Here is a 21,702-nt window from a genome sequence, read left to right as displayed (position 1 = left end):
TGGCTGGCCAAACAGCGATATCGAGGCACTTATGCCTTGGAACAACCAGCGCTGAACGGCATCAGCTACCCGCTTACATTGCAAGCCGATAAAGAGGAGTTCTCCTTCGCTGAACCGGCGGCCTGCTTTGCGATTACGGGGACAGTGCACTATTTTCGCCGCCTGTCTGGTTTCCGGGTTCACGGCTTTGCCGATTTGCACGGCGATGCTCTCGGCCCATGGGTGCATCGAACAGCGCGACATCGGCGACGGGGCAATAGTCGATGAGTTCTTGTGGAACACATAGTCTTCGGACGTGAAAATACTTTGGCTCGCACGCGAGGTGCTGGGGATGCGGCAGACCGGGGGGTGCACCATGCGGCGGAGGCGACACGGTAAAAGTTGCACTGTCACCGTAATTCATCCTAATTCATCCACCGTAATCCATCACCCCAGCAGTTCAATCACTCGGCGTCGATGTCGGCCTTAAGTGTACTGAACAAATTCCGAAGTGTTGACAAAGCCTCGGCATCGTCCATTAGCAACTTCCGGACTGCGCTCTCGTACTGTGCCTTTCCCTGGAAACCGAGGCTTGTTGCAATCCGGTCCAACGCCGGTGTCTCACGAGCGGGATATCTCGCGACGATCGCACCGACGTCTCCGTCATCGCACGCTTGCGTCAATCTCACGACCTCTTCGGCAACAATTGCTGGTACGTCGATCGTGATGGCGATCGGCTGCGCCTGAGCGATATCGGATCGCTTTGGGAGCCTGCTCATTAGTGATTGCCGGATCGAGGCTTCAACTACCCGCTCTGAAAGGCGTTGGATGTGCGGTCGAACAGAGTCGATGGCTGCAGCCTTGGCCTGTTCAAGCAACTGACTCGCGTCTGCACTCGTCATGTGGTGTTGGCGAGTCGCCAGTCGCTCCAGCACTTCGGCGTGATAGTAGATGGACTCGACTGCATAGACCGGTACAGCGTAGACGCTCTTCCCCTTCAGTTCAGCAATCACGCATTGCGGCCGACGATCATTGTCCACGATGCCAAACGCCCGCAACCAGTGCAGATCGTGCGCGTCACGGATGCTCGATACGGCGTGTTCGACATCACGACAGCTCGACTTCGGGATCACCGATACCTGTGGGAACAGCAGGCTATAGAGGGGCTTGTCCAAGCTGCTTTCGGTCCCCTCAACGAAGAGCAACTTGCGGCGGCTGCCAAGAACATCCTGCTTCAGCTGGTCATCAATCTCAGCGCTTGCGCCCATCAGATCAGCATCCCAGTTCGACACATTCGAGTTCTGATAGGTGCAACCTCGGATCAGAAGTGTTCTCGCCTCTGGATTATCCAGAGGCAGCATCACATCGTGCGTGGAGATGACGAACGCGCAGTCAGCTCGCTTCGAGAACAAAAGCGTGAGCAAGGGCGATATGATGGAACGGTGAAGATGCCGCTCGGGTTCATCAATGAGCAGAATCGATCCAGGCTTGCAAGTAAGGACATTTGCCGCGATTAGAAGGGCATTCCGCTCTCCGTCCGACAACTCGGCTATACTGTACTTGGCTCCATTATTTCGCGATGCCATCACTTGCTCGGATTCGTGAATGGATATCTCCACCGGGATATTGGAAAGTCTGAGCAGTTCGTTGATGACTTTTATTGGAGCATCTTTCTTGGCCAACTCTAACGCAAGGTCCGTGTCCTTACCGTCGACGGCATCGGCAATTGATCGTGCCCGAATGTTTTGTGCGTCCACCAGATCATATATGGCCACACTAGCCCGAGCGGACGAGTAGTCATCCTTCCACCGTGACTGAGGGTGCGCATCTGCGTTGAGCATGCTGGTTTCGGTGCTCTTCTTACTATGGGCAGACAGTGTGATCGCATTTGACTCGAACCAAGTCTGGCGATGAGCGGAAATCCTGCGACCCATCGCCCGATGGTTGGAGTAGAAGCGCTGCAGCAGACTGGATTTCCCGGTCCCGTTCGCGCCCAGTACGAAAAGAACTTGTCCGACATCGACTGTGAAGTTCAAGGGTTGCCCGGTCAGCAAAGGTAACGATAGATCAAATGGCATCTTGTTCAGATTCCCGAATCAGTCGCCACGACTCTAGGATGCTTCCTTGATATTTGCACGTCGTGACACGTCGAACAGTTTGACCTTTTCGCACCGACGATCGGGTATAGGATTATGGTGGCAGCGCACAATTTTCTTTCGCCGCCTGCCTCGTTTCCGGGTTTCACGGCTCGCCGATTTGCCCGGCGATGCGGCAGACCGGGAAAGCGAGCAAGGTGAGCACTATGCGGAGGGGGCGACATGGTAAAAAGTGCACTGTCACCGTAGTTCACATTTTCTGCGCCGCTTCAAGCGAGGTCGCTCATGCCTTCCTTACATGCCCCATCAGGTGTTGGACGCCTCTTCTAGCAACTCGGACTTGTTGGTTGCCGATTTGAAGGCTTGAAGCATCGCGTCGGCAACGAAGTTTTCCAGCTGAGTGTAGAAAGGGAATTTTACGTCGCAGACTGGCGCCGCAACACCGTCTTTATAGGGTTCAAACTTGCCATCGCCCTTTTTTCGCTTAGTGCGCTCGAAAAGCTCTCGGTATCGCCTAGGAGACACTCCATAAAAGTGTTGAAACTGCACCGCAGGATAGCCTTGGTAGCGACCCCTGTCACTGCTCTCGACCTGTAATGAATCGGAGTGAAGATCTGACGCAAGGCTTTTCGGATATGGCTCCAAAAATATCACTTTGCTGATGCCTGCTGCTACTATGTGTTTTGCGCACATGTGGCAGGGAAACGTAGTACAGTATAAGGTGCTGTCTCGTACTGCGTGGCCCAGCCGAGCTGCATCGGCTATGGCGGACATTTCGGCGTGAATGATGCGGCCGTATTCCAGGGCATCCATAAATTGAGAATCGAGAACTTTGGCGTTCTCAAGGACGTCGTTTACGCTACGCTCAGGATCGATGATTTTGACTAATTCGGACAAAATCTCTCTTTTGCGTTGATCGTTCGAGTCATGCTCTCTCACGTACTCCCGATCATCGTGATTCTCATCATGCCAATAAGTTCCTCCTGTTGCCTTGGGAACCTCATTGGACCCCAATGCAAGTATTTCGCCGGTTGGTGAAAACACGGCGGCTCCAACCTGACGTGATAAATCAAGAGTTCGAAGCGCAGCAGCCTTGGCCAAAAACATTCCATATTCCATGCGGGTAGGGGAGATGGAATTCGAACCGAAAAGCAGCTCACAAAATCGATCAATCTGTTTTTGAACGGACTGTTCCGCATCATTATTGATGATGAAATCCGCGTCATGAAAAATCTTGGACACTCGTTGGCCGTGAGCGTGCCCCAGTTCGTGTTCGTCGGCTTGGGTCAACGCCTCCGCTTTGTCTCGGAAACGGTGAGGACCTGCCGTGTTGTCATCACTGGCGAAGCGTCTCGACAAATAATCCACTCGCGCTCCTCTGCGAGAATAGATAGACACTTGATAGAAGAGATCGCCGTAAACCGACCTCAATAGATCAATCTCTTCCTTTCGTTTGAACTGATGAAGCAGATAGACAACCCTGCTGAATTCCTCGGCGCCTCCTCGATGAGGAAGGCGAAGGCGCTTTTTGATCACGCGCATTACGGTCGCTGACGCCAAAAAGGCATTGTCCGAAAACCGCTCCCGCAATTGGTCTCCATAAGAGATGTGGGTCTCGTACCGTTCATAAAGCGGCGTTTTCCGTAGTGGTTTGTTCGGCTTCACGTATTTCTGGAAGACCGAAAACACGTCAGTCACTTTGACTTCGACAACGTGATAGCCGCGGCGTTCGAAGTGACTTCGAAAATCCAGCAGCGATTGCGCGATCTCGGCGCCCATCGGTGCAACGAACCCAATGAAGAGTTCCGGGAATTTAATTTGCTTAATGACTGCTCCCACCGAACCATCCCCCCAGATGTGTGTTATCCTCTAGCCAGAAGCTAGGAGGCGACAATGGCTGGAATGAACCCCGAAAGGAAGTCCCAGGATGCGATCGAACAAGCCAACCGCAAATTGCTTCAGGAAAACGATAAGCGATTGGAAAAATGGCGGGAAGATCGGTTGAACTCGATCGAACGGGAGAGAGAAATTACCGATCGAAATCTCGTAAGAGCTTCGGCTCGCGAATAGAATCAGCTTCGATATCCAGCAATCGGCAATCCCGTTTTAGGTACCGCAGAGCTAAATACGCGGCGCACCTGTGATGGGGTGGCCGCCCCGCACAGTTTCACAAACGCGCTGAGCCTTTGAAATCTCGGATTGGATCGAAGGGAACTGGCTGGGGAACCTGGATTCGAACCAGGACTAACGGAGTCAGAGTCCGTGGGTCTACCGTTAACCTATTCCCCAGCAGGCGTGGCTGTTGAAAACCGCGCGGCAGGGCGACGATGTCGCCGCGCGTGCCTTGTAGCCGCCGCCGGAAAATAGTCAACCCTGTGTCTGGGTTCAATTGCTGGCTTCCGGCGCTTCAACTCTCACTCCGGCTGAATTGCGAGCGCTCGAAATAGAGCACCACGCCGAGCGCGATCAGCAGCGGGATGATCAGGTAGAACAGCCGAAATACCAGCAGTGCCGCCAGCACGCCGACCTGGTCCATATGTGACAAGCCGGCGAGGAACACCACCTCGAAGACGCCGAGCCCGCCCGGCGCATGCGAGATCTGCGCGATCGAGAACGACACCAGGAAAACGCCGAGCACGACGAAATAGCCGGGATTGCCGGCGGCGGGCAGGGCGAAGAAGATGATCGCCGCCGCCGCCAGCAGCTCGATCGGGCCGACCAGCAATTGCCGCGCGACGATCGGCAGCGCCGGGTAGTGCAGCTGAAAGCTGCCGATCCTCAGCGGCCTCAGATGCAGCCAGCTGCCGAACACATAGGCCGCCACCACGAGCAGCATGGCGAGCCCGGCGGCTTGCGACAGCTTGTGATGCGGCGTGCCGGAAAACCGGTCGATCACCTCGGGCTCGAGCAGCAGGACGATGCTTGAGACGAACAGCGTCGACAGCACGAAGGTGATCCAGCAGATCGCCACCAGAACGCCGACATCCTGCCCGGTCAGGCCCTTGGTGCCGTAGGCGCGGTAGCGGACCACCGCACCGGAAAACACCGAGCCGCCGATATTGTGCGACAGCGCGTAGGTGGTGAACGAGCAGAAGGTGACGAACAGCCACGAAACTTTTTTGCCGATGTGCAGCAGCGCGATGTGGTCGTAGCCGGCGAGCGAGGCATAGGCGATGACCGAGCTCAGCGCCGCCAGCACCCAGCCGCGCGCCGGGATGGCGACTATGCCGGCCCAGACGTCGTCGAGCGAGATGCCGCGCAATTCGTGCAGCAGCAGCCACAGCGAGAACACCACCGCGGCGATGCCGATGACGGGCCAGAAATAGCGCCTCCAGTTCATGGCCTGACGATCATGCGTTGCAGCCCGTACCCGTTTTCCGGTTCGCAGCAGGAAAACCGCCCGCGGTCCCGAATGATTCATTTCAGAAATGCCTCATTGAAGCCGGCTATTCAACCGGGAACGCGCGTCGCGGCGCTCGCGCCTTTCCTTCTCCCCTTGTGGGAGAAGGTGGATCGGCGCGCAGCGCCGAGCCGGATGAGGGGTGTCGGAAGAAACTCGGCTCGAAAAAATCGAGTGATCTGAACGGCTTACATCTTCGACGCCGCGATCCGTCCAGCACCCCTCATCCGACCGAGCTTCGCTCGGCCACCTTCTCCCACAAGGGGAGAAGGGGTCACCGACGTCGCCGCCTTCACGCCGCCGGCAAAATTCGCCGCGAGCACTCTTGGTGATCCGGCCCGGCGCTGATAGTCTGGCCGCAACTTGAACATGTAAAAGCGCCTGCTGCGTCCGGTCTCGGTTCGCGCGGCGCCGGAAGGAACGACAGTGGAAGACCACGACGCCGGCGCTGGCGCGCCGGAAGTGGGCGTGTCCAGGGGTTCGCCGACGCCGTCCGGCCAGGCAAGCCCATCCACCGGACGCTACGGCCGTCAGGTGCAGCCCCGGTCCGGCAATGGACAGGCTGGCGACACGTCCCACGATCACAAGGGTCAGAACGGCCCGCATCAGAACGGCAAACCCAAGAAGCGGCGCAAGCGCCGGCGCGGGCGCAAGGTTTTCGCACGCGACGAGACTCGTCCGGTGGCAACAGGCACTTCCACCGCCGGCGAGGCCCCGGCCGCTCGCCAGCCCCAGCCAGCGGCTTTGATCGCGCCCCCATCTTCGATCGCGCAATCGGCTTCGATCGCGCAATTGCCTCCAGCCTCGCCAAGGCCGGGGCAAGGTGCCCGCACGCCGCCACCGCTGCAGGAATTGCCGGTATTTGCCGCACTCGACCTCGGTACCAACAATTGCCGCCTGCTGGTCGCGGTGCCGACGCGTCATGGCCAGTTCCGCGTCATCGATGCGTTCTCGCGCATCGTCAGGCTGGGCGAGGGCCTTACCGCCAATGGCCGGCTCGGCGACGCCGCAATGGACCGCGCGGTCGAAGCGCTGAAGATCTGCGGTGACAAATTGCGCAACCGCAAGGTCAGGAAGGCCAGGCTGATCGCCACCGAGGCCTGTCGCACCGCCGCCAACGGCGTCGAGTTCCTCGAGCGCGTCGAGCGCGAGGCCGGCCTGAAGCTCGAGATCATCGACCGCCAGACCGAGGCGCGGCTGGCGGTGTCGGGCTGCGGCTCGCTGGTCGAGCGCGACACGCAAGGGGTCGTGCTGTTCGACATCGGCGGCGGCTCGTCCGAAATCGCGCTGATCGACCTCACCGGCCAGCGCTCGCCGAGGCTTGCCAACCATATCGTCTCGTGGACCTCGCTGCCGGTCGGCGTCGTCTCGCTGGCCGAGCGTTTTGGCGGCCGCACGGTAACGCGCGAGATCTTTGGCGCCATGGTCGAGGATGTCGCAATGCGGCTGCGTGCCTTCGACGGGCGCGACCGGCTGAGCCACCTCCTGTCCAGCCCGAAATTCCATTTGCTCGGCACCTCGGGCACGGTGACGACGCTGGCCGGCGTCCACCTCGATCTCGAACGCTACGACCGCCGCCGCGTCGACGGGCTGTGGATGGATCGCCACAGCGTTGATCGCATGGTCGAAAAGCTGGTCGGCTGGGATTTCCAGCAGCGCGTCGCCAACCCTTGCATCGGCGCCGACCGCGCCGACTTGGTTCTGGCCGGCTGCGCCATATTGGAGGCGATCCGTGCCGTCTGGCCGTCGGAGCGGCTGCGTGTCGCCGACCGCGGCCTGCGCGAGGGCATATTGAGCGAATTGATGGCCGACGACGGCGTCTGGCGCAACAGTGGGCGGGGCAGAGCATGATCCCGAAAAGTGGCTGCCGGTTTTCGGACAAGATCATGCTCAAACAGGCAATCAAGCAATGACCAAGAAACCGGAAAGACCGAGCTCCGCCGGCATTCGCGTGCTGAAGACGAAGATCAAGAAGAAAAGCGGGCTGAAGGAATCGTCGCGCCGCTGGCTGCAGCGCCACATCAACGATCCTTATGTCCAGCGTTCGAAGGCCGACGGTTATCGCTCGCGCGCGGCCTATAAGCTGATCGAGATCGACGACAAGCACCATTTGCTCAAGCCCGGCATGAAGGTGATCGACCTTGGCGCGGCACCCGGTGGCTGGTGCCAGGTCGCCGCCGCACGTACCAAATCTGCCGCGGAACACCCGAACGTCGTCGGCATCGACTATCTCGAGATGGACGCGGTGCCGGGCGCGCCGGTGCTGCTGATGGATTTCCTCGATCCGCAGGCGCCGCAGAAGCTGGCCGAGACGCTGGGCGGGCCGCCGGATATCGTGCTTTCCGACATGGCCGCACCGACCACCGGCCACAAGCGGACCGACCACATCCGCACCATGCATCTGTGCGAGGTGGCGGCCGATTTCGCGCTGTCGGTATTGAAGCCGGGCGGGCATTTCCTCGCCAAGACGTTTCAGGGCGGCGCCGAGAACGAATTGCTGGCAAGGCTGAAGCGGAATTTCCGCTCGGTCCATCACGTCAAGCCGCCGGCCTCGCGCGACGAATCGGTGGAGCTATATCTGCTGGCGAAGGATTTTAAGGGCTAGCGCGCTTTCCTTCTCCCCTTGTGGGAGAAGGTGGCCTCGCGAAGCGAGGTCGGATGAGGGGTGTTCCAGCTTGGCAACACGCTTGCAGTTATCATCGCCTCATTTCTTCCAACACCCCTCAACCGTCTCGGCGCTGCGCGCCGATCCACCTTCTCCCACAAGGGGAGAAGGGAAGGGTCCTCAACTCCCCGGCGGGCTCACCGGCTCCAGCGTCTTCGGCGGCGTCAACCTGCCATGTCCCGACACGGCATTGCCGGCGTCCGGCGCCAGCCGCATGAACGACAGCGAGGCCGCCGCCGACACCGCCGCCACGATGAAGAAGGCGGTGTGGAAGTCGCTCAGCGTCAACGGGCCGCCATGGATTTTGGTCGACACTTCCAGGATACCGCCGGCCAGCGCGACGCCGAGCGCGATCGCCAACTGCTGGAACACCGCCGTGATCGGCGTCGCCTTGCTGGTGTCGGCGGCCGAAATCTCGGCGTAGGCAAGCGCATTGATGCCGGTGAAGAACATCGAGCGGATGAAGCCCCCGGCGAGCAGCATGGCGAGGATCAGCCCATAGGACGTGTCGGGTGTGAACAGGCCGTTGATGGCGATGGACGCGGCAGCGATGAGCGAGCCTGAAATCAGCACACGGCGGAAGCCGGCGACCCTGAAGATCAGCGCGGTGACGAATTTCATGCCTATGGCGCCGATTGCCGAGACGAAGGTGATCATACCGGACTGGAACGGCGTCAGCCCGAAACCGATCTGGAACATCAGCGGCAACAGGAAAGGTACGGCACCGATGCCGATGCGGAACAGTCCGCCGCCGAGCACCGACGAGCGGAACACCCGATTGCGAAACAGCTCGAGCGCCAGCAGCGGATTCTTGGCGCGGCGCGCGTGCAGCAGGTAAAGCACCGCCGAAGCCAGCCCGACGGCAACGGTGAAAAAGCCGGCAGCGGGCGGCAGAGCCGGCAGGCTGACCACCGAGAGGCCGAACACGATGCCCGATGCCGCCAGCCCGCTCAGCACGAAGCCGGTGAAATCGAGCGGCGGTGTCTCGGCAGGGTCGGTCTTTGGCAGGAAACGCGTGGCCAGCCAGATGCCGATCAGGCCGATCGGCACATTGATCAGAAAAATCCAGTGCCAGGAAAAATAGGTCGTGATGAAGCCGCCGACCGGCGGGCCGACCAGCGGGCCGACCAGAGCCGGAACGGTCAGCCATGACATGGCGGCGACAAGTTCGCTTTTCGGCGTTGCGCGTACCAGCACCAGGCGCCCAACCGGCGTCATCATGGCGCCGCCAATGCCTTGCAGGAAGCGTGAGACCACGAAAGCCGGCAGCGAATTGGACATGGCGCACGCGACCGAACCGACGATGAACACGGCGATCGCGGCACGGAAGACATTCTTGGCCCCAAAGCGGTCGGCCATCCAGCCGCTGATCGGAATGAAGATCGCCAGCGAAACCAGATAGGCGGTCAGCGCGAGCTTGAGCGCGATCGGGTTGGTGTGGATGTCGATGGCGATAGCCGGCAACGATGTCGCAATGACGGTCGAATCCATGTTTTCCATGAATAGAGCGACCGCCAGGATAAGCGGAATGGTGCGGTTCACGATGGATCCGGCCTTGAAATGTGCGTCGCGATTGCCTGCCGGCCTTGGGGGGCCAAACCGACAGGTAGGGTGGTTATCATGGCTTGGCCCGGATGTCGCATTAATTTGCTGTCACGTTTGTGCGACCGCAAGTCTTGCAGCACCTGCGGCAAATGCAGCTTTGCCACTACACAACCATCGGCTTTTCAACGGCGACGGGACGTGTTACGAGCCAGCGCCAATCCTGAAAGGGAAGAAGACGAGTCGGCGCTGTCCATCAGGGCGAGCGCCTTTACTGCATTCCGAGGGCTGGCAATGGCAAAAATCATCGAGACGTCCACCGGCGCACTGGCGCTGACCTTTGACGACGTGCTGCTGCAGCCGGGTCATTCCGAGGTCATGCCCGGCGAGACCGACATCCGCACCCGCATCGCCGGCGACATCGAACTCAACGTGCCGATCCTGTCGGCCGCCATGGACACGGTTACCGAGGCGCGGCTCGCCATCGCCATGGCCCAGGCCGGCGGCATCGGTGTCATCCACCGCAATTTCTCGCCGGCCGAACAGGCCGAGCAGGTGCGGCAGGTGAAGAAATTCGAATCCGGCATGGTGGTCAACCCCGTCACCATCGGTCCCGAGGCGACGCTTGCCGATGCGCTGGGTCTGATGCGCACCTACAGCATCTCAGGCATTCCGGTGGTCGAGAACGGCGGCACCGGCGGTCACACGGTCGGCCGGCTGGTCGGCATCCTGACCAACCGCGACGTGCGCTTCGCCTCCGATCCGGCGCAAAAGGTCTATGAACTGATGACCCGCGAGAACCTGATCACGGTCAAGGAGAACGTCGATCAGGACGAGGCCAAGCGGCTGCTCCACCAGCACCGCATCGAGAAGCTGGTCGTGGTCGACCGGGACGGCAATTGCGTCGGGCTTATCACGGTCAAGGACATCGAGAAGTCGCAGCTCAATCCGCACGCCACCAAGGATGCGCAGGGACGCTTGCGCGCCGCCGCCGCCACCAGCGTCGGCGATGACGGTTTCGAACGGGCCGAGCGCCTCATCGACGCCGGCGTCGACCTTCTGGTGATCGACACCGCGCACGGTCATTCGCAGCGCGTTCTGGATGCGGTGACGCGGGCCAAGAAGCTGTCCAACTCGGTTCGCATCCTGGCCGGCAACGTCGCCACCGCGGAAGGCACCTTGGCCCTGATCGATGCCGGCGCCGACGCGGTCAAGGTCGGCATCGGACCAGGCTCCATCTGCACCACCCGCATCGTCGCCGGCGTCGGCGTGCCGCAGCTCTCGGCAATCATGTCGGCGGTCGAGACGGCGCAGAAATCGGGCGTGTCGGTCATTGCCGATGGCGGCATCAAATATTCGGGCGATCTCGCCAAGGCACTGGCCGCCGGCGCCAGCGCGGCGATGATCGGCTCGCTGCTGGCCGGCACCGACGAGAGCCCGGGCGAGGTCTATCTGCACCAGGGCCGCTCCTTCAAAGCCTATCGCGGCATGGGCTCGGTCGGCGCGATGGCACGCGGCTCCGCCGATCGTTACTTCCAGGCCGAGGTGCGCGACACGCTGAAACTGGTCCCGGAAGGCATCGAAGGGCAGGTCCCATACAAAGGACCTGTGTCTGGCGTGCTGCACCAGCTTGCAGGCGGCCTGAAAGCCGCTATGGGTTATGTCGGTGGCCGCGACCTTGCCGATTTCCGCGAGCGCGCCACTTTTGTGCGGATATCCAATGCCGGACTTCGTGAAAGCCACGCCCATGACGTCACGATTACCCGCGAAAGCCCGAATTATCCTGGCGGAGCCTGACCGTCATGCGTCTTGGCGCAATCTGGCGGCAATGATCCTGCGGCTGTCGCGCCACGCGGCCGCACTCTGTGTCGCCGCCGTGGCGGTTTTCATCATCATGACGGCGATGGAGTTCCTCTATTTTCGCCAATTGAGCGGCGGTCTGCCGTCGCTCGACATGCGCTATGCCGGTTTCACCCCGGATGAGGGCATGGCCTGGCTGACGGCCCTCGGCCGGCGCGGCAGCGAGATTATCCTCGTCTGGCATTACCTGACCTTCGACCTGCTGTTTCCGGCGCTGCTGTCGCTGACGATGGTAAGCCTGATCCTGGCCACGGGCCGGCGGCTGAAGAACTTCCGTGCACTGCCTGCGCAAACCCAGTCGATATTCGCGGTTGTGCTGGTGCTGCCATACCTGCTTACCGACTATGCCCAGAACATCGCCGTGGCTCGTCTTTTGTCCGATTTCCTGTCGGCCAATCCGGATTCGCTATCCTTCGCCTCGGCGCTGATCGTCACCAAATTCGCCCTGCTGGCGATACCGGTGACCGTCATTGCGGCTTTCATTCTGATGGCTCAGAAACGGCCTTGAAGGCTGGGTGACAACGACAGGGGGCGTCTTGAACCAGACCGCGATCTTCTGGCCGATGCTGGCGCAGGTGCTGCTGGTCTATATCGTCTATGTCGTAATGGGCCGGCGCCGCCATGGCGCGGTCAGATCGGGCGAAGCCAAGACCGGCCAGTTCAAGACGCGCTCGACGGAGCCTGGGTCCAGTATCACCGTCGCCAACAATCTGAGCAACCAGTTCGAACTGCCGGTGCTTTTCTACGTCTTATGCTTGACGCTGCACGTGACCAATGGCGTCAATTATCTGACTTTGGCACTGATGTGGATCTTTGTCGTCTCCCGCTATCTTCACGCATCGGTCCACTTGACCAGCAATCGGATAATCCTGCGCAGCAGGGCATTCTACCTGGGCGCGGTCGTTCTTGCACTTGGCTGGATATGGCTAGCGCTGCATCTGCTCGGCTTGGTTTGAGCAAGCTCAAGGCTACAAATCGAACACCGCGATCTTGCGCTTGTCGAACCTGATGGCGAGTTCGCCGCGCACCAGCTTGAGCGCGGCTTCGCCAAAGACGGCGCGCCGCCAGCCTTGCAATGCCGGCACGTCGGCTTCCTCGCCCTCGGCAGCGATGCGGTCGATGTCGTCACTGGAGGCGAGTACCTTGGATGCGACGCCCTCCTTTTCGGCAACGATCCGCAACAGCACCTTCAGCAACTCCGCAGCCGCGCTTGACCCCTCCGGCGGCTGGAAGCTCTTCGGCAGCTTCGGCATCTCTTCCCTGGGCAGGGCAAGGGCAGCGTTTACCGCGCCAAGCAGTGCAGTCGCCGTCGACGAGCGCTCCCAGCCCTTCGGCGTGGTACGCAGCTTGCTCAGCGCCGCAGCGTCGCGCGGCGCCTGCTGCGCCACTTCGTAGATCGCATCGTCCTTGAGCACCCGGCCGCGCGGCACGTCGCGCTCGCGCGCTTCGCGTTCGCGCCAGGCGGCCACCGCCTGCACGATCGCCAGTTCCTGCGGCTTGCGCAGCCGCATCTTGAGCCGCTTCCAGGCATCCTCTGGATGCGGATCGTAGGTCTCGCGCGAGGTCAGCACGTCCATTTCCTCGTTCAGCCAGTGGGCGCGGTTTTCCCGCACCAGCTCGGCGCTGAGATGCTTGTAGACCTCGATCAGGTGGGTGACGTCGGCGAGCGCATAGTCGAGCTGCTTTTCGGACAGCGGACGGTGGCGCCAGTCGGTGAAGCGCGAGGACTTGTCGAGCCGCGCGCCGGTGATGCGCTGCACCAGCTGGTCGTAGGAAACGCTGTCGCCGAAGCCGCAGACCATCGCCGCGACCTGTGTGTCGAACACCGGATGCGGCACCAGATCGCCGAGATGCACGATGATTTCGATGTCCTGCCGCGCCGCATGAAAGACTTTGACGATCGCCTCGTTAGCCATCAGCCTGAAGAACGGTTTCAGGTCGATGTCGGGCGACAGCGGATCGATCAGCGCCGTCACCCCGGGCGCTGCCATCTGGATCAGGCACAGGATCGGCCAGAAGGTCGTTTCGCGAATAAATTCGGTATCGACGGTGACGAATTCCGCCTTTTCGAAAGCGGCAATAGCGGTCTCGAGTTCTTTCTGGGTGGTGATGACGTGCATCAAATCGCTTTTGGCAAGGGACTAGGGTCTCCTTCAATTTCAGCCGCGCGCGCTTTCGTCAAGCGCAAGCACCTCTATCCAGGCTTTGCCGGTTCATCGGGATCGGCATTCCGCTTCGCCAACCGGGCAAAAACCGTCGACGTGCGCAACAGCGCCGTAAAACGGCTGCGATGGGTGGCCGGCACGGCGGAGCGCGCCTGCATCCGGTAAAGGATGACGGCCACGAAGATCGCATAGACGGTGGCGCTGAACACGAACAGCGCGCTCGGCCCGAAAAATTGCATCGCCGTCGAGGCTGCGAACGGCCCGCCTATGGCGCCGAAGGAATAAAACAGCATCAAGGCTGCATTGATCAACACGAACTCGCCCTTGTCGGCGCGGTCGTTGGAATGCGCCGCCGACAGCGAATAGAGCGGCATGGCGAAGCAGCCGAAGATGAAGACGAGCAGGAAGTTGAGGAACGGACTGCCGCCAGCCACGAACGCCAGCGCCAGTGCCGCCACCATCGCACAGCACGTCGTCATCAGCAGCACCGAGCGCCGGTCCCAGCGGTCGGAGAGATAGCCAAGCGGGTACTGGATGATGGCGCCGCCGAAAATGCCGACGCTGACGAAGGTGACGACGTCGGCAACCGACATGCCGATCTGCTCGGCATAGACCGGCGACAGGGTGCGGAAGGCGCTGTTGGTGACGCCGACGGCGATACAGCCGAAGCAGCCGAGCGGCGAGATCCGCCAGACGCGCGCCAAATCGAGCTTGACGTCTTCCGGCGGCGTCGGATTGGAGCGGTCGCCGAGCGAAACCGGCACCAGCGAAACGGTGATCATCATCGACATGATGGCGAAGATGGCAAAGCCGCCGGCGCCAAAGATCGGGATCAGGAACTGGGCGCCAGTCACCGAGCCGATGTCGACCATCCGGTAGATGGCAAGCACCCGCGCCCGGTCGGTGTTGGTGACGCCGGAATTCAGCCAGGCTTCCATGATGGTGAACAGGCCGGCAAAGCAGAACCCGCCGGCGAAGCGCACGGCGCACCACATCACCGGATCGATGACCAGCACCAGAAGCAGCGTTCCCGCCGAGGCGATCGCCGCCAATGCCGAAAAGGCGCGCACATGGCCGACCGACTTCATGATGCGGGTCACGGCAAGGCAGCCAAGCAAAAAGCCGGCGAAATAGAACGTGCCCATCAGGCCGATTGAGGAAGCGGGAAAACCCTCCTGCGCACCACGCAACGCAATCAAGGTGCTCTGCAGGCCGTTGCCGCCGAGCAGGATGCCGGCGGCGATCAGGAGGGGGATCAGCGGGCGGATGGAAGACATGAAGGAAAGCCTGTCGTTGATCCCTTCTTGAACCATCGCCTTCGCCAATGCCAGCGGCAATTCCCGGCGGCGTTGGGGCCAGCCGGAGGCTACCGCGTGGCACCGGACGCTCCGTGTTGGGAACCAAGGCGTATCTTTGTAGTTCAGTGCTGGTGGGCGAATACACGTCTTGTGAGCTGCCGGTGTGCGGAGACGGTGTCGGGCATCGATGTGGTTTCTGTTGCCCGGCCTGAAGCTCCAAAGGGAGGTCCGCCATCATGAAATTTCGTCCCGCATTTGCTGCATTTGCCGTGGCGGCAGTTCTGGCGGCCGGGCCGGCGCGGGCTGTCGACCTCGCCATGGTGTCCGGCGACACCGGCAACGGCCAGCGAATCCTTCGCGAGATCCTCGATCAATACGAGAAGAAGACCGGCAACAAGGTTAGCGTCGTTCCGCTGCCGCCCTCGGCGACGGACCAGTTTGGCCAATACCGGCTCTGGCTCGCCGCCGGAAGCAGCGACGTCGACGTCTATCAAACAGACATCATCTGGGCCCCCCAGCTTGCAAGGCAGTTCATCGACCTGACCGAAGCGACCAAGGATGTCGTTGGCGCCCATTTCCCATCGATCATCAAATCGCAGACCGTGGACGGCAAGCTGGTCGCCTTGCCGATATTCACCGACGCTCCGGCGCTCTACTACCGCAAGGATCTCCTCGACAAATACGGCGCCAGGGTCCCGGCCAGCTGGGCCGAGCTTGCCGACACCGCCAAGCTGGTCATGGACAAGGAGCGCGAGGCCGGCAACAAGGACATGTGGGGCTTCGTTTTCCAGGGCAACGCCTATGAGGGGCTGACTTGCGATGCACTCGAATGGGTGAAGTCGAACGGCGGCGGCCAGATTATCGAACCGGACGGCACGATCTCCATCAACAATCCGCAAGCAGTTGCGGCGCTGGAAATGGCGAGGAGCTGGGTGGGAACCATCTCGCCGCCCGGCGTTCTGGCCTACCAGGAAGAAGAGTCGCGCGGTGTCTGGCAGACCGGCAACGCCGTCTTCATGCGCAACTGGCCCTACGCCTACGCGCTTGGCAACAGCGAAAGCTCACCCATCAAAGGCAAGTTCGAGGTGACGACGCTGCCGCCGGGGTCGGGTGAGGGCGCCCGCCCGGCAGCAACGCTTGGCGGCTGGAATCTCGCGGTTTCCAAATATTCGAAGAACCCGGATGCAGCGATCGAGCTGGTCAAATGGATCGCCTCGCCTCAGATGCAGAAGTACCGCGCCTTGAAGGGGGCATATCTGCCGACCATCGAGGCACTCTATGACGATGCCGACATCGCCAGCGCGCAGCCGGTTATCCCGCGCTGGAAGGAAGTCGTCCTCAACGCGGTGCCGCGTCCCTCGGCCCAGGCCAAGAGCAGGTACAATGAGGCATCGAGCGAGTTCTGGACCGCCGTCCACAACACCATTTCCGGCGAAGGCACGGCCGCCGACAATCTTGCCGATCTGGAGTTCTCCTTGACCAGGCTCAAGGGCACCGCGTGGTGACCTCGCCGCGCTCAGGCTCGCTGCTGGCGCGTCAGCGTGTGCGCTCGGCATGGCTGCTGCTTGCCCCGATGCTCATCGTGCTCGCCGCCGTTGCCGGCTGGCCGTTGACGCGCACGATCTATTTCGGCTTCACCGATGCCTCGCTCGCCGACCTGGAAGCCCGCCGCTGGGTTGGCTTCGCCAATTATTTCTCCGTCCTGCAAATGCCGAGCGGCCGAGTCGTCTATGACGGGCTGCTCGCCGATCCGGTCTGGTGGCGCGCCGTCTGGAACACGGTGCGCTTCGCGGTGATTTCGGTGACCTGCGAGACGGTGCTCGGCATGATCGTCGCGCTGGTGCTCAACGCCAGGTTTCGCGGCCGCGGTATCGTACGCGCCGCTATCCTCATCCCTTGGGCGATCCCGACGATCGTGTCGGCTAAGATGTGGCAGTGGATGCTCAACGACCAGTTCGGCATCATCAACGACATCCTGCTCAAGCTCGGCCTGATCAGCACAAAAATCGCCTGGACGGCCAGCGCCGACACGGCGATGGTCGCCGTCCTCGTTGTCGACATCTGGAAAGCGACCCCGTTCATGGCGCTTCTCATTCTCGCCGGCCTCCAGATGCTTCCACAGGAAATCTATGAGGTCGCCAAGCTCGACGGCGTCGGAGCGTGGAGAATTTTCTGGAAGATCACCTTGCCGCTCATCCGGCCGGCGTTGATGGTGGCCATGATCTTTCGCGGTCTCGATGCCCTGCGCATCTTCGATCTGATCTACGTGCTTACGCCAAACAACATGCATACCAAGTCGATGTCGGTGTTCGCCCGCGAGAGCCTGTTTGAGTTCGACAAGTTCGCTTACGGTTCCGCCGCCTCGACGCTTCTCTTCCTTATCCTCGCTCTACTGACCATGCTCGTTCTTTGGCTCGGCCGGATAAGACTGGACAAGGACTATTGATCATGTGGATCGTCAAGCGCACGGCTTTCTACCTCCTCGTCGCCGTCATCGTCGTCGTCGCGGTGTTTCCGTTTTACTACGCCATCATCACCAGCCTGAAATCGGGGACGGCGCTCTTCCAGATCGACTATTGGCCGACGACGATTACCTTCAGCAATTACAGAACCGTGTTCACCGAGGGGACCTTCCTGCGCAACCTCGTGAACTCGCTGTTCATCTCGAGCGCCGTCGTCGTCATTTCGCTGTTCCTGGGCGTCACCGCCGCCTATGCGCTGGCGCGCATCCGCTTCAGAGGCCGTTCGGCGCTGCTCCTCATCATCCTGTCCGTCTCGATGTTCCCGCAATTGGCGGTGCTTGCCGGTCTTTTCGAGCTGATCCGCACCTTCGGCCTCTACAATTCGCCGTTTGCGCTGATCTTGTCCTACATGATCTTCACCTTGCCGTTCACCGTCTGGGTGCTCACCGCCTTCGTTCGCGACCTGCCGATCGAGCTGGAGGAAGCGGCCATCCTCGATGGCGCCACGCCGTGGATCATCATCAGCCGCGTCTTCCTGCCGCTGATGTGGCCGGCGCTGGCGACCACCGGGCTTCTCGCCTTCATCGGTGCGTGGAACGAGTTCCTGTTCGCCCTGACGTTTACCTCCAGCAACGAGCAGCGAACCGTGCCGGTGGCGATCGCGCTGCTCTCCGGCAACTCGCAGTTCGAGATCCCGTGGGGCAACATCATGGCCGCATCGGTGATCGTCACCGTGCCGCTTGTCATCCTCGTCCTGATCTTCCAGCGCAAGATCATCTCCGGCCTCACCGCGGGCGGGGTGAAGGGGTGAGGTGCATAGTTGAACTGCCGGCACGGAGCAGCGAACTCAGATGGACGCCTCGGGCATAAATTGATGCCAGTGGGATAGGGGCGAGAAGAACGCGAACTCGACCCGGCTGCCGCTTGCCTTGACAAATGCACCCTCTCATGTGCTTTTCGCGCAAATTTTCAGGCTGGGCCATCGTGCCTTGGCCGCAACCAACATCCGGACCTAGCAATGACAATGCATCGTTACCGCAGCCATACCTGTGCCCAGTTGAGAAAGAGCGACGTCGGTTCCTCCGTTCGCCTGTCGGGCTGGGTGCATCGCGTGCGCGACCATGGCGGCTTGCTGTTCATCGATTTGCGCGATCATTACGGCCTGACCCAGATCGTCGCCGATCCGGATTCGCCCGCCTTCAAGATCGCCGAGACCCTGCGCGGCGAATGGGTCGTCCGCGTCGACGGCGAGGTCAAGGCGCGCCTCGCCGACACCGTGAACCCTAATTTGCCGACCGGCGAGATCGAGATTTTCGCGCGCGAGATCGAGGTGTTGTCGGCGGCCAGGGAATTGCCGCTGCCGGTCTTCGGCGAGCCGGATTATCCGGAGGACATCCGCCTCAAATACCGCTTCCTCGACCTGCGCCGCGACACGCTGCACAAGAATATCGTCGCGCGGACGAAAATCATCGCCGAGATGCGCAAGCTGATGGGCGAGGTCGGGTTCACCGAATTCTCGACGCCGATCCTGACCGCCTCGTCGCCGGAAGGGGCGCGCGACTTCCTGGTGCCGTCGCGCATCCACCCCGGCACTTTCTACGCGCTGCCGCAGGCACCGCAGCAGTATAAGCAGCTGATCATGGTGTCCGGCTTCGACCGCTACTTCCAGATTGCGCCGTGCTTCCGCGACGAGGACCCGCGCGCCGACCGTCTGCCGGGTGAATTCTACCAGCTCGACGTGGAGATGAGCTTCGTCGAGCAGGAGGACGTGTTCACCACCATGGAGCCGGTGATGCGGGGGGTGTTCGAGACCTTTGCCGCCGGCAAGCCGGTGACGCAGAAGTTTCCGCGCATCGCCTATGATGTCGCCATGCGCAAATACGGCACCGACAAGCCGGACCTGCGCAACCCGATCGAGATGCAGGCCGTCTCCGATCATTTTCGCGATTCCGGCTTCAAGGTATTCGCCAGCATCCTTGCCAACGATCCGAAGGCCGAGGTCTGGGCTATTCCGGCCAAGACCGGAGGGTCGCGCGCCTTCTGCGACCGCATGAACTCATGGGCGCAAGGCGAGGGCCAGCCAGGGCTGGGCTATATCTTCTGGCGCAAGGAGGGCGAGAAGCTTGAAGGCGCCGGGCCGCTGGCCAAGAACATCGGCGAGGAGCGCACCGAGGCGATCCGACAACAACTCGGCCTTGCCGATGGCGATGCCGCCTTCTTCGTCGCCGGCGACCCGAAGAAATTTGTCTCCTTCGCGGGAGCGGCGCGCACCCGCGCCGGCGAAGAACTCAATCTTGTCGACCGCGACCGCTTCGAATTGTGCTGGATCGTCGACTTCCCGTTCTTCGAATGGAACGAGGAGGAGAAGAAGATCGACTTCGCGCACAATCCGTTCTCGATGCCGCAAGGTGGCATCGATGCGCTTAACGGCGAGGATCTGCTCGGCATCAAAGCGTTCCAGTACGACATGGTCTGCAACGGTTTCGAGATCGCCTCGGGCGGCATCCGCAACCATCTGCCGGAAGCCATGGTCAGGGCCTTCGAAACCGTCGGGCTGGACCGCGCAACGGTCGAGGAACGCTTCGGCGGCCTTTACCGTGCCTTCCAGTATGGCGCGCCGCCGCATGGCGGCATGGCGGCCGGCATCGACCGCGTCGTCATGCTTCTGGTCGGCGCAAGGAACCTGCGCGAAGTGACAATGTTTCCGATGAACCAGCAGGCCTACGATCTGTTGATGAACGCGCCGTCGGAAGCCAGCCCGCAGCAGCTTCGCGAATTGTCGCTGCGCGTCGTGGCGACGAAGAAAGAGCTTTAGGAAACGCTCCGAACTGGTTCTGTTGAATTCATGAAAAAGCCCGGCATCGCTGCCGGGCTTTTGCTTTGGGATCTCAGTCAGTCTTCGTTCGCCGTAACCGTCACGCCGAGCGTTTTCGGCAGGTCGAGCGGGTTGGACATGGCGCCCGCCATGATCAGCGCGAACGGCACCGCTGCCGGCGGCTCGGCCGAGACCTCGATGCTTTGCGGATCGTCGAGGAACTTGTTGACCGCGGCCGAAACCTGCGCCGTCAGTTCCGGATTGTTGAGCTGCGCCATGCCGAAGGGTACGATCGCTTTGGCCTGGTTGGCGATGTCCTTGCCGGACATGCCTTGCTGCTTGCCGGCATAATCGAGCACCTTTTTGGTCAGCGAATCGTCGTCGAAGCGGATCGAGGCGCTGTTGAACGAAAGCTGCTGCAGCAGCCCGAGCATGGCCATGCCTTGCGCGGAATTGTCGGCGCCTTCGGGCTGCGCTGCCATCTTCTTCTGCATCTCCTGCATTGATTTGATGACGTCCAGCGTATAGCCGCCGAGATCGAAGGTCATGCCGAGCGTGCCGGCATTGTCGACCGATATTTCGTATTTCGATAAGTCCATCCTGCCGTCGGTAGGCTGCCAGGTGCCTTCCATCTCAAGATTGCCTGATATGTTCTGGTAGCCGAGCGCGTTGATGACTTCCTTGGACTTCGGATCTTCGACCAGGGTCAGGTCGGCAGTGAATTTTTCCGTGGTGCCGGAGAACTCCAGGGCCTTGCCGTCGGCCGGCGGCGTGATTGCGATGGCAAGCCCGTCCATCGAGAACGCAGTCTTGTCGGCGACCTTGACGGTCATGTTTTCTAGCTCGGCCGATTTGTACATCATCAGCGAGCCCAGCGGACCGGTTGCGCCTTCGGCCGGAACCGTCATGTCGTGGATGACGAAGGGGCTGAGATTGAGCGTGACGCCATCTTCGCTGTGTTCGAACGGCAACGTCGATACGGTCGCGATTTGATAGCCGCCATTGGCTTCGGTCACACCTTCGAGCTTGACGTCGCCGATCTTGAGCGCCTCCTTTTCGGCCGCCGGCTTGACCGCCACGCCTTGCAGAACCATGCTGGAGGCGTCGCCGGTTACGCCGGTCCAGGAGAGGTCGACGCCCTGGGCGGCGAGGGCAGCCTTCAGCCGGTCGGCGACCGCGGTATCCTGCGCGAATGCCGCATTCAGCGGCAGCGTCAGCAAAAAGGTCGAAAAAGCCAGTCTTTTAATAAGTGTCGAGTGTCTGATCGTCATCGAGAGCTCCCCTGAGAGTGTCCTGAAATTCTTTTCAAATCGTCGCGTCGCCACCATTCGGTGACGAACTGGACCGGAAAAAGGCGGGCCTCGGCACAATGGTCGAAAATCGCGACCAAAGGCAAACCCGATCCATCAGGCTTGCGATA

At 61.1% G+C, this 21,702-nt stretch carries 18 protein-coding genes and 1 tRNA gene; 11 read left to right on the top strand and 8 right to left on the bottom strand.

Annotated features, from left to right (window positions below; translation table 11 throughout):
- Positions 1 to 267: hypothetical protein (locus AC0L2X_RS23730; RefSeq protein WP_473600407.1), on the top strand; the 267-nt coding region annotated here is incomplete at its 5' end.
- A gap of 176 nt (positions 268 to 443) precedes the next feature.
- Here AC0L2X_RS23730 and AC0L2X_RS23725 read toward each other — a convergent pair.
- Both AC0L2X_RS23725 and AC0L2X_RS23720 read right to left on the bottom strand, forming a co-directional pair.
- Positions 444 to 2,057 carry an AAA family ATPase gene (locus AC0L2X_RS23725; RefSeq protein ID WP_473556038.1) on the bottom strand — a complete coding sequence of 538 codons (1,614 nt, stop codon included), beginning with the start codon at positions 2,055 to 2,057 and terminating at the stop codon, positions 444 to 446.
- A gap of 324 nt (positions 2,058 to 2,381) precedes the next feature.
- Positions 2,382 to 3,914, bottom strand: coding sequence for an anti-phage dCTP deaminase (locus tag AC0L2X_RS23720; protein ID WP_473556036.1), 1,533 nt, complete (start codon positions 3,912 to 3,914; stop codon positions 2,382 to 2,384).
- Positions 3,915 to 3,968: 54 nt separating this feature from the next.
- On the opposite strand from AC0L2X_RS23720, the gene AC0L2X_RS23715 reads away from it, so the two are divergent.
- The gene (locus tag AC0L2X_RS23715) at positions 3,969 to 4,145 is read left to right on the top strand and encodes a hypothetical protein (protein WP_473556035.1); all 177 of its coding nucleotides are present in this window, start codon (positions 3,969 to 3,971) and stop codon (positions 4,143 to 4,145) included.
- Between the two features lie 145 nt (positions 4,146 to 4,290).
- On the opposite strand, the gene AC0L2X_RS23710 is transcribed toward AC0L2X_RS23715, so the two are convergent.
- Both AC0L2X_RS23710 and AC0L2X_RS23705 read right to left on the bottom strand, forming a co-directional pair.
- Positions 4,291 to 4,364: transfer RNA gene (locus AC0L2X_RS23710), tRNA-Gln, on the bottom strand.
- 118 nt (positions 4,365 to 4,482) lie between these two features.
- Complete coding sequence (locus AC0L2X_RS23705) at positions 4,483 to 5,415, bottom strand: lysylphosphatidylglycerol synthase domain-containing protein (RefSeq protein WP_473556033.1); 933 nt, start codon at positions 5,413 to 5,415, stop codon at positions 4,483 to 4,485.
- A gap of 486 nt (positions 5,416 to 5,901) precedes the next feature.
- Between AC0L2X_RS23705 and AC0L2X_RS23700 the strand changes: the two genes are divergently transcribed.
- Positions 5,902 to 7,326: a Ppx/GppA phosphatase family protein gene (locus AC0L2X_RS23700; RefSeq protein WP_473556031.1), complete on the top strand. Its 1,425-nt coding sequence runs from the start codon at positions 5,902 to 5,904 to the stop codon at positions 7,324 to 7,326.
- 58 nt (positions 7,327 to 7,384) lie between these two features.
- On the top strand, positions 7,385 to 8,080 hold the full coding sequence (locus AC0L2X_RS23695) for an RlmE family RNA methyltransferase (RefSeq protein WP_473556029.1): 696 nt from the start codon (positions 7,385 to 7,387) through the stop codon (positions 8,078 to 8,080).
- A gap of 180 nt (positions 8,081 to 8,260) precedes the next feature.
- Here AC0L2X_RS23695 and AC0L2X_RS23690 read toward each other — a convergent pair whose 3' ends face one another.
- Entirely contained in the window at positions 8,261 to 9,682 is a 1,422-nt protein-coding gene (locus tag AC0L2X_RS23690; protein ID WP_473600406.1) for an MFS transporter, read from the bottom strand.
- Positions 9,683 to 9,976: 294 nt separating this feature from the next.
- Between AC0L2X_RS23690 and guaB the strand changes: the two genes are divergently transcribed.
- From guaB to AC0L2X_RS23675, 3 genes are read left to right on the top strand one after another with little or no spacing between them, the layout of a single operon-like run.
- A complete protein-coding gene (gene guaB, locus AC0L2X_RS23685; RefSeq protein WP_473556027.1) occupies positions 9,977 to 11,479 on the top strand; it encodes an IMP dehydrogenase in 1,503 nt (500 codons plus the stop codon).
- A gap of 31 nt (positions 11,480 to 11,510) precedes the next feature.
- Complete coding sequence (locus tag AC0L2X_RS23680; RefSeq protein ID WP_352491924.1) at positions 11,511 to 12,050, top strand: hypothetical protein; 540 nt, start codon at positions 11,511 to 11,513, stop codon at positions 12,048 to 12,050.
- Positions 12,051 to 12,078: 28 nt separating this feature from the next.
- Complete coding sequence (locus tag AC0L2X_RS23675; protein ID WP_352491835.1) at positions 12,079 to 12,498, top strand: MAPEG family protein; 420 nt, start codon at positions 12,079 to 12,081, stop codon at positions 12,496 to 12,498.
- A gap of 12 nt (positions 12,499 to 12,510) precedes the next feature.
- Here the strand turns inward: AC0L2X_RS23675 and rnd are convergent, their stop codons facing one another.
- Both rnd and AC0L2X_RS23665 read right to left on the bottom strand, forming a co-directional pair.
- A complete protein-coding gene (gene rnd, locus AC0L2X_RS23670) occupies positions 12,511 to 13,662 on the bottom strand; it encodes a ribonuclease D (RefSeq protein WP_023674454.1) in 1,152 nt (383 codons plus the stop codon).
- Between the two features lie 74 nt (positions 13,663 to 13,736).
- Positions 13,737 to 14,984, bottom strand: coding sequence for an MFS transporter (locus AC0L2X_RS23665; RefSeq protein WP_473556085.1), 1,248 nt, complete (start codon positions 14,982 to 14,984; stop codon positions 13,737 to 13,739).
- A gap of 257 nt (positions 14,985 to 15,241) precedes the next feature.
- On the opposite strand from AC0L2X_RS23665, the gene AC0L2X_RS23660 reads away from it, so the two are divergent.
- The 4 genes from AC0L2X_RS23660 to aspS all read left to right on the top strand — a co-directional run bounded on the left by AC0L2X_RS23660 (position 15,242) and on the right by aspS (position 20,282).
- Positions 15,242 to 16,510, top strand: coding sequence for an ABC transporter substrate-binding protein (locus AC0L2X_RS23660; RefSeq protein ID WP_473556026.1), 1,269 nt, complete (start codon positions 15,242 to 15,244; stop codon positions 16,508 to 16,510).
- A gap of 68 nt (positions 16,511 to 16,578) precedes the next feature.
- Positions 16,579 to 17,451, top strand: coding sequence for a carbohydrate ABC transporter permease (locus tag AC0L2X_RS23655; RefSeq protein WP_473556084.1), 873 nt, complete (start codon positions 16,579 to 16,581; stop codon positions 17,449 to 17,451).
- Between the two features lie 2 nt (positions 17,452 to 17,453).
- The gene (locus AC0L2X_RS23650; protein ID WP_473556025.1) at positions 17,454 to 18,278 is read left to right on the top strand and encodes a carbohydrate ABC transporter permease; all 825 of its coding nucleotides are present in this window, start codon (positions 17,454 to 17,456) and stop codon (positions 18,276 to 18,278) included.
- 213 nt (positions 18,279 to 18,491) lie between these two features.
- The gene (aspS, locus tag AC0L2X_RS23645) at positions 18,492 to 20,282 is read left to right on the top strand and encodes an aspartate--tRNA ligase (protein WP_473556082.1); all 1,791 of its coding nucleotides are present in this window, start codon (positions 18,492 to 18,494) and stop codon (positions 20,280 to 20,282) included.
- Positions 20,283 to 20,359: 77 nt separating this feature from the next.
- Here aspS and AC0L2X_RS23640 read toward each other — a convergent pair whose 3' ends face one another.
- Complete coding sequence (locus AC0L2X_RS23640) at positions 20,360 to 21,553, bottom strand: hypothetical protein (protein WP_473556022.1); 1,194 nt, start codon at positions 21,551 to 21,553, stop codon at positions 20,360 to 20,362.
- Between the last annotated feature and the right edge of the window lie 149 nt (positions 21,554 to 21,702).

The organism is Mesorhizobium sp. WSM4828 (assembly GCF_055811175.1).
Note: the sequence above shows the minus strand (reverse complement) of the source record. Positions and strands in the feature narration are given on the sequence as shown.

Excerpts from the sequence above, each read along its gene's own strand:
- AC0L2X_RS23725 (WP_473556038.1), bottom strand. The coding sequence starts at position 2,057 with ATGCCATTTGATCTATCGTTACCTTTGCTGACCGGGCAACCCTTGAAC.
- AC0L2X_RS23715 (WP_473556035.1), top strand. The coding sequence starts at position 3,969 with ATGGCTGGAATGAACCCCGAAAGGAAGTCCCAGGATGCGATCGAACAA.
- AC0L2X_RS23705 (WP_473556033.1), bottom strand. The coding sequence starts at position 5,415 with ATGAACTGGAGGCGCTATTTCTGGCCCGTCATCGGCATCGCCGCGGTG.
- AC0L2X_RS23695 (WP_473556029.1), top strand. The coding sequence starts at position 7,385 with ATGACCAAGAAACCGGAAAGACCGAGCTCCGCCGGCATTCGCGTGCTG.
- guaB (WP_473556027.1), top strand. The coding sequence starts at position 9,977 with ATGGCAAAAATCATCGAGACGTCCACCGGCGCACTGGCGCTGACCTTT.
- AC0L2X_RS23680 (WP_352491924.1), top strand. The coding sequence starts at position 11,511 with ATGATCCTGCGGCTGTCGCGCCACGCGGCCGCACTCTGTGTCGCCGCC.
- rnd (WP_023674454.1), bottom strand. The coding sequence starts at position 13,662 with ATGCACGTCATCACCACCCAGAAAGAACTCGAGACCGCTATTGCCGCT.
- AC0L2X_RS23665 (WP_473556085.1), bottom strand. The coding sequence starts at position 14,984 with ATGTCTTCCATCCGCCCGCTGATCCCCCTCCTGATCGCCGCCGGCATC.
- AC0L2X_RS23660 (WP_473556026.1), top strand. The coding sequence starts at position 15,242 with ATGAAATTTCGTCCCGCATTTGCTGCATTTGCCGTGGCGGCAGTTCTG.
- AC0L2X_RS23655 (WP_473556084.1), top strand. The coding sequence starts at position 16,579 with ATGCTCATCGTGCTCGCCGCCGTTGCCGGCTGGCCGTTGACGCGCACG.
- AC0L2X_RS23650 (WP_473556025.1), top strand. The coding sequence starts at position 17,454 with ATGTGGATCGTCAAGCGCACGGCTTTCTACCTCCTCGTCGCCGTCATC.
- aspS (WP_473556082.1), top strand. The coding sequence starts at position 18,492 with ATGCATCGTTACCGCAGCCATACCTGTGCCCAGTTGAGAAAGAGCGAC.
- AC0L2X_RS23640 (WP_473556022.1), bottom strand. The coding sequence starts at position 21,553 with ATGACGATCAGACACTCGACACTTATTAAAAGACTGGCTTTTTCGACC.